Source organism: Streptomyces sp. bgisy159 (assembly GCF_057707805.1).
Genome location: NZ_JBYIQX010000043.1, coordinates 54,540 through 61,038, shown reverse-complemented (window position 1 = coordinate 61,038; position 6,499 = coordinate 54,540). Strand labels below are relative to the sequence as shown.

The 6,499-nt window shown below is 68.8% G+C and carries 6 protein-coding genes; 3 read left to right on the top strand and 3 right to left on the bottom strand.

The window, feature by feature from the left end; genetic code table 11:
- Nucleotides 1–435 precede the first annotated feature (435 nt).
- Nucleotides 436–873, top strand: coding sequence for a hypothetical protein (locus AC3ET3_RS29750; protein WP_435613209.1), 438 nt, complete (start codon nucleotides 436–438; stop codon nucleotides 871–873).
- A 54-nt stretch (nucleotides 874–927) separates the two neighbouring features.
- On the opposite strand, the gene AC3ET3_RS29745 is transcribed toward AC3ET3_RS29750, so the two are convergent.
- A complete protein-coding gene (locus AC3ET3_RS29745) occupies nucleotides 928–1,146 on the bottom strand; it encodes a hypothetical protein (RefSeq protein ID WP_435613208.1) in 219 nt (72 codons plus the stop codon).
- Between the two features lie 730 nt (nucleotides 1,147–1,876).
- Here AC3ET3_RS29745 and AC3ET3_RS29740 point away from each other — a divergent pair.
- Entirely contained in the window at nucleotides 1,877–2,335 is a 459-nt protein-coding gene (locus AC3ET3_RS29740; protein WP_432138497.1) for a hypothetical protein, read from the top strand.
- Nucleotides 2,336–2,343: 8 nt separating this feature from the next.
- Nucleotides 2,344–2,586, top strand: a complete 243-nt coding sequence (locus AC3ET3_RS29735) for a hypothetical protein (RefSeq protein WP_432138498.1) — start codon at nucleotides 2,344–2,346, stop codon at nucleotides 2,584–2,586.
- A 163-nt stretch (nucleotides 2,587–2,749) separates the two neighbouring features.
- On the opposite strand, the gene AC3ET3_RS29730 is transcribed toward AC3ET3_RS29735, so the two are convergent.
- The gene (locus AC3ET3_RS29730; RefSeq protein WP_435613207.1) at nucleotides 2,750–5,242 is read right to left on the bottom strand and encodes a SpoIIE family protein phosphatase; all 2,493 of its coding nucleotides are present in this window, start codon (nucleotides 5,240–5,242) and stop codon (nucleotides 2,750–2,752) included.
- A 298-nt stretch (nucleotides 5,243–5,540) separates the two neighbouring features.
- The gene (locus AC3ET3_RS29725; protein ID WP_432138500.1) at nucleotides 5,541–6,278 is read right to left on the bottom strand and encodes a hypothetical protein; all 738 of its coding nucleotides are present in this window, start codon (nucleotides 6,276–6,278) and stop codon (nucleotides 5,541–5,543) included.
- Nucleotides 6,279–6,499: the final 221 nt, after the last annotated feature.

Sequence of the window (6,499 nt, the reverse complement as noted above, 5' to 3'; positions counted from 1 at the left end):
GCCGTAGCCGGCGGTGCGGAGAAGGGACCGCAGGTGGCGGTTACGTCGGTTCTTGCGGAGGTCGGGGCCCCTGGTCTTCCAGAAGATCCAGCGAGACCGGGGTGACGCTTCGTTCGACTGGCCCGTAGGCTCGGATGCAGTGCTGATAGTTCCTCCTGGTACGGAGCTGTCGGTCGCTTCACGAGGCGGCTCCCTGAGGCAACAGGGGGCCGTCACCCTTTCCGGGGCGGCGACTGCCGCAGCCGAACACCGCGAGTTGCTAGGCGAGTTCGGCGCTCTCACATCCAGTCTGGAGGCTGTTCCGACCAGTTGGTCACTGGGGTTTGCGCTGGTCAGCGCGGGTTCATTGGTTGCCAAGGCTGGTTATTACTCGGTTCTAGCGTGTCCTCGGTTGTCATCAGTAGACTTCCCTGGTCAAAGGCCAGGGGAGGGCTCATGGCACAGGTCTTGCGCATGCCGACCGAGGCTGAGCTGCCGAACGGCCCACGCCGCCAGTTTGTAGAGGCGCTGTTCGCGCACTACCGGGATGCCGGGCGTCCCACGCTGCGGGCCATCTCTGATGACATCGCCGGCAAGTCGCAGTTCGACGCCTTCACGGTCAGCCGAGAGACGATCCGGAAGATGCTGCGGGGCAAGACTGTCCCACTGAGCTGGGCCGTAGTCGATGCAGTTCTCACGGTGCTGTGCGAGCGGGCCCACGTCGATCCCGACACGGAGTACCACGTGGGCGGTTTCGGGGACGAGACGTCCACCTGGCGGCAGGACCTGCGGCGGATGTGGAACGACGCACTGGACGCTCCACCCCCCTCGTCCGCCCCTCCGTCCTCCGGTTGGGGAGGCGGCGCCTCTTACCCCGGCGAACCACCGTTCTGAGGACGCCCAAGCATGTGAGGCCGGACCCCGTATCCGGCTTCGGTCGCGTGCCCGTCACCGCGGCTCCGAGGCTGGGGATTGATCGTCGTTCCGGCTCCTACTGAACCAGAGAGTTCGAACCATGTCGGCTGCCGCGCGGCGCCGCGTCGGCTTCTTCGCGTACACCGCGGTGAGCGACAGCAGGATGATCAGCAGCAGGTAGAGCAACGCGACCGCGAGCAGGGCCCACACCAGCAGTGGAACCCGGACGATGAACGGCAGAAACGCCGTCACGGCGACCCCCATCAAAGTGCCAGAGCAATCTCCGCACTGACGGGGCGGCTTACCGCAACGGCCAGCGCCCGATCCGACGATCTTGGATCGTCGGCCGGGTCCACCCTCCCTTGAATTGGCTGGGGAGGGAAGTGCCGTTGCGTACTCTCCGGTGGTCGTGAGCCACCAGCCGAGCGGTCCCGGTCGAGAGCTGCTTCAAGGGTGCCATACCGTCCGGCGCGGCCGTATCGGTGTCACAAAAATCGGCGTAACCAACCGGAACGGATTCAGCACACATGAGGCCGGGAAACCCCGCGAACATGCGAGAACCACGAAGGGGTATTTCCCCAGGCCAGACGGGTCAAGCAGTGCGTTTACGCAGGTCACAGCATTGATTGGAGAAAACTCCTAAAGCGGGTGTCGCAGGTTCGAATCCTGCCGGGGGCACCAGCGCAAAGGCCCCGGACCGATCTTGGTCCGGGGCCTTTGACACATCCACAGTCGACGACGTGGTAACGGTGGGCACCGAGCCCGCCGTCCGCCCTCGTCGAGGCTGAGTTCGACCGCGCGGGTATCGCGTTCGGTTGGGGACGTGCTCCTCGCGACCGTTAACGTTTCTGCTGGTCAGCCTGTTGAGCGTCTCGATCGCTCGTGCTGGTGAGATCGGCTTGCTTCCTGCAACCCGCCTGCTGGAGGCGCAGTTGTCCCTGGTGATCATCACGAGTTCACCCGAAGGGGAGCCGCCTTGGCCATGCAGTACGTCACACGCCTCACCGCCGCCTTCGCCGCAGTAGGAGTCCTCCTCTTAGTCTCCCCCACAGCCGCCCACGCCACTGCTGTCGGCTCGGCTCCGGTCCACACCTTCGAGTACAGCGTGGGTGGCGCGACGATGAAGGTCCCGACCGGCTGCATGTTCACGCACATCATCCGGGGAGGCGGCAGAAAGATCACGTACCAGAACGCCGGCGTCGACTGCGGGTTCGTCGCCGCGCTCGGCAGCGGCTTCTGCAACTGGCGCATCGACTTCACGTACGCCGACACGAACAACAAGACCTACCGCACGTCGCGCGGTAGGACGCACAGCGAGTGCAAGGCCGACCCGATGCGGAACAACCACCCGCAGACGCTGCCTCGTTATGGCAAGGCGTGCGCCCACCTCCACGTCAACGGGGTGCGGCGCGTGAGCCAGTGCCACCACATCACGAAGTGAGTCCGCTCATGACCGAGCAGCAGCAGAGACCGGGCCCGGACCAAGCGGGGGAGACACGACGTCGGCGGGCCGGGATCGTCGCGTTCCTCGTCGGCCTTACGGCGACTCTCGCCTTCTTCGGCTTCTTCCCGGGGCTACCGCACGTCGTCGACTGGGGCGCCGTCCTCGTGTCCCTCGTCGTGGGCGGGTTGACCCGATGGGCCTGCCAGTCCTGGATGACCAGATCGGCGAAGAACACCGAGCGCATGTGACTTCGGCGGTGGGGCCCCTGCCCATAGGCTCCACCGTGCGCTCACCGAACCAGGACTCCGACGTCTCCCGGACGCTGCGGCATTTTCGCGCCCCGACCGCGGGCTTCCTGGTGGCGTAGAAGAGGACTGTCGCGGGTGGGTCGGGTGGGTCGGGTGGGCGCCGTCATGACCGCTCGTCCTGGACGCCGATCTCCGCCCAGATCGACTTCCCCCCGGCCCGGTGGCGTGTGCCCCAGCGCTCGGCGAACTGGGCGACGAGCAGCAGGCCGCGTCCGCCTTCGTCGAAGATCCGCGCCCGCCTCATGTGCGGCGCGGTGCTGCTGCTGTCGGAGACCTCGCAGATGAGCGCGGTGTCGCGGATCAGGCGCAGCTGGACGGGAGGGGTGCCGTACCGGATCGCGTTGGTGACCAGTTCGCTCACCACCAGCTCGGCGGTGAAGCCCACCTCGTCCAGGCCCCAGTCCGCGAGGCGACGGGCGACCTTGTCGCGGGCGTCGGCCACGGCGGCGGGGTCGGAAGGCAGGTCCCAGGTGGACACCTGGCCGGAGTCGAGAGCCCGGGTGCGGGCGATGAGCAGTGCGACATCGTCCCCCGGCTGAGCGGGGAGCAGGGTCCGGAGCAGTTCGTCGCAGGTGGCGTCCAGCGAGTCGGCGGGGTGCTCCAGGCGCCGGCGCAGCAGCGCCATGCCCTTGCCGAGGTCGTGTTCGGAGACCTCGACGAGGCCGTCCGTGTACAGCACGAGGAGGCTGCCCCGGGGCACTTCCCATTCGATCGCTTCGAAAGGCAGCCCTCCCACTCCCAGCGGCGGGCCGACGGGAAGATCGATGAACTCGGCCTTGCCGTCGGGCGTGACCACGGCGGGCGGGGGGTGGCCCGCGCCGGCGGCGGTGCAGCGGCGCGACACCGGGTCGTAGACCATGTACAGACAAGTGGCGACGAGATCGGTGACGATCTCGAACTCGGAATCCGATGCCGTGTCCTCCTCCGCCCTGAGGTGGGTGATCAGGTCGTCGAGATGGACGAGGAGCTCCTCGGGAGGCAGGTCGACGTCCGCCAGCGTGCGTACCGCGGTCCGTAGCCGCCCCATGGTGGCGGAGGCGCGCAGACCGTGGCCCACCACGTCTCCGACGACCAGGGCGACCCGGGCTCCCGACAACGGGATCACGTCGAACCAGTCGCCACCCAGCCCTGCCCGGGACCGGGCGGGAAGATAGCGGTAGGCCACTTCCGCGGCCCCCTGGACGGGGAGCCGCTGCGGCAACAGGCTTCGTTGCAGGGCCAGGGCGGTGGCCCGCTCCCGGGTGAAGCGTCGGGCGTTGTCCACGGCCACGGCAGCGCGGGCGGCGATCTCCTCGGCGACGAGCAGATCGTCCTCGTCGAAGGAGTTCCGGCGGCGGTGGCGGACGAGTACGGCCACGCCGAGGGTGATGCCGCGGGCGCGCAGTGGGATGACCATGATCGAGTGCATCCCGAAGTCACGGACCTTCCTCGCCCGCTCGGGGTCGATGGCCCGCCAGCTGTCGATGGCTTCGTCCAGGGTGCGGTGCAGCGACGACCGCCCCGTGCGCAGGCAGCGGGCGGGGGGCGAGAGTTCCGGGTAGTAGTCCACCTCCCCCGGCTGGACCACCGACTCGGGGATGCCGGGTACGACGGACTGCTGCGCGGCGCGGCGCAGCGCGACGGAGCCGGTGGCGGAGGGGCTGGGCTCGACGCCGCGGAACAGGCCGTCCAGCAGGTCGACGCTGATGAAGTCGGCGAGCCGGCCCACCGCCACGTCGGCCATCTCCTGGGCCGTGCGCATCACGTCGAGGGTGCTGCCCACCTGCGCGCTGACGTCGTTCAGCAGGTCGAGCCGCTCGCGGGCCCGATGCTGTTCGGTGACGTCGAGCGCGATGAGCTGCACGTGTCGCACCTGTCCTGCCGGGTTCCTCAGGGGGGACACCGATACGGCCCAGTGTCTGTCGCGGGCCCCGCGCCGCGGCCGGCCGTGCACCTGGAACCGCTCCGGTTCTCCTGTCTCGAACACCCGGCGCATGCCCTCTTCGACCGTGGTGCAGATGTGCGGAGGCAGGATGTCGGTGACCCGCCGGCCGCGCATCCGCTCCTCCGAGAGACCCAGTTCGCGGGCCGCGCCGGCGCTCCCCCGCAAGGCCCGCAACTCGGCGTCGAAGATCATCACAGGCAGGTCGGACTGTGCGAACGCTTCCTCCGTCGTCGCCTCGTCCGCCTTCGCCTCGTCCGTCGTCGCCTCGTCCGCCTTCGCCTCGTCCTCGTGCGGACGTGGCTCACGAGGCCGGTGCGGCCGCTGTGGCGAGGTGGCCACGATGAGCCACTGTGCGTTGCCTCCGCTGTCGAGTGACGCGTACGCCCGCAGCTCGGCATCCAGGGTGTGGCCGTCCTGGTGCCGCAGCGGAGTGGGCCCGCTGCGGCCCTTGCGGATCGCGGAGAAGCACGCCGTGACGTCGGCGTTCCCGCCGAGCAGACGTGCCGCGGAACGTCCCACGACGTCCTCGTACGGGTACCCGAGCAACAGCCGCGCGCCCGGACTCCACCCCGTCACGATCCCCCGCGCGTCGACGACCGCGGTAGCCGAGGTGCCCTGATCCGGGAACCGGTCCAGGCCGCTTCCCGGAGGGCCGGCCTTCTCCATGTCCATTCATCGCCCGTCCTGCCCCGGCCTCCCGGGGCTGGGGAGAACTCAGCAGAGACCGCAGGGCGGCGCAACGTCGTACCGTCGTGTCGGCTCCTCTCTCACTTGTATCTCTCCTCACGCGCACACGCAGGTCGAGGGACGGCACCGACGACGATGCCGCAACGATCGGTCGTGTACCTGTCACGAGGGGCTGTGATGGCGCGTTACGGCTGGTGACGACTTGTGGCGGCTCGTGACGGCCCTCGTGACGGCTCGTGCGGCGGCTCGTGGCGGCGCTTCTCGGGAGTGCCAGGCGGACCGCTCAGTGGCCACTGGACTCTTCGGATCGCAATGCGCGGACCCGGGTACGGAACGTGCGCCAGCGCCTCTCGTTCTCGTGGACGAGCGTCGCCGACTCCGCCATCAGGTCGGAGGCCCTGTCGAGCAGTTCAGACGCCGAATAGAGGTAGGCGGGTGCCTTCCGCTCGCCTCGCAGGTCGGCCCGGAGCGCCGCCGGAGAGAAGTCGACGCGGGCCAGCAGGTCGAGGGCACGGCGCAGCAGCCGCGCGACCAGAGCCTGGAGGCCGGCCGACTGCCAGTCATTGGCGATGATGCGGTGCCGCTCACCCAGCAGATCGGCGAGTTCTGCGTAGGCGGCCAGGCTTCCGGCGATCTCCCACGCCTGCTCCATGGCCTGGGTCAGCCAGGCACTGCCCTGCTCGGTCTCGTCGGCAAGCATGCCGACCTCTCTTTTCAGTCTCCTGAGTTCGGCGGGCTCGTCCTCCCCTTCCATGAAGAGGATCCCCGACTCCGAGACGAGCCCCGGGGCGTTGAGGTCCTCAGTGCCGGCGAACGGGATCGCCGACGTCTGCTCCCCCGCTTCCACGTCGCTCCACCGGTCGGCCAGCGACTTCAGCGCCCGCGATCGCGCCTGGAGTTCCGCGGCCTGCCGCAGGGGCGCCTGTGAGTAGTACTTCTCATGCTCTCGATGGAACTTCGCGAGGTTGTCGATCACCTGGAGCAGTGAGCTGGGAGGGCTCTGAGTGTCATCCTCGGGCATGCCAGCAGTGTGGCCCGCCGCCGTACGCCGGGCATAGCGCCGCGCCCATATGGGTGAACACCGGTCTTTCGGCCGGACTGCGTCGACGCGTCTGTCCCCTCTCGGCACGGTCGAGGCGGGGAAGGCCCCTCCCGCCCAGCGAAGGAGCGAGAGGGCAGCGTCGGTCAGCGGGCAATGAGGCTCTGGCGGGGCGAGAACGAGTGCGGGCACCGCCGTCACCG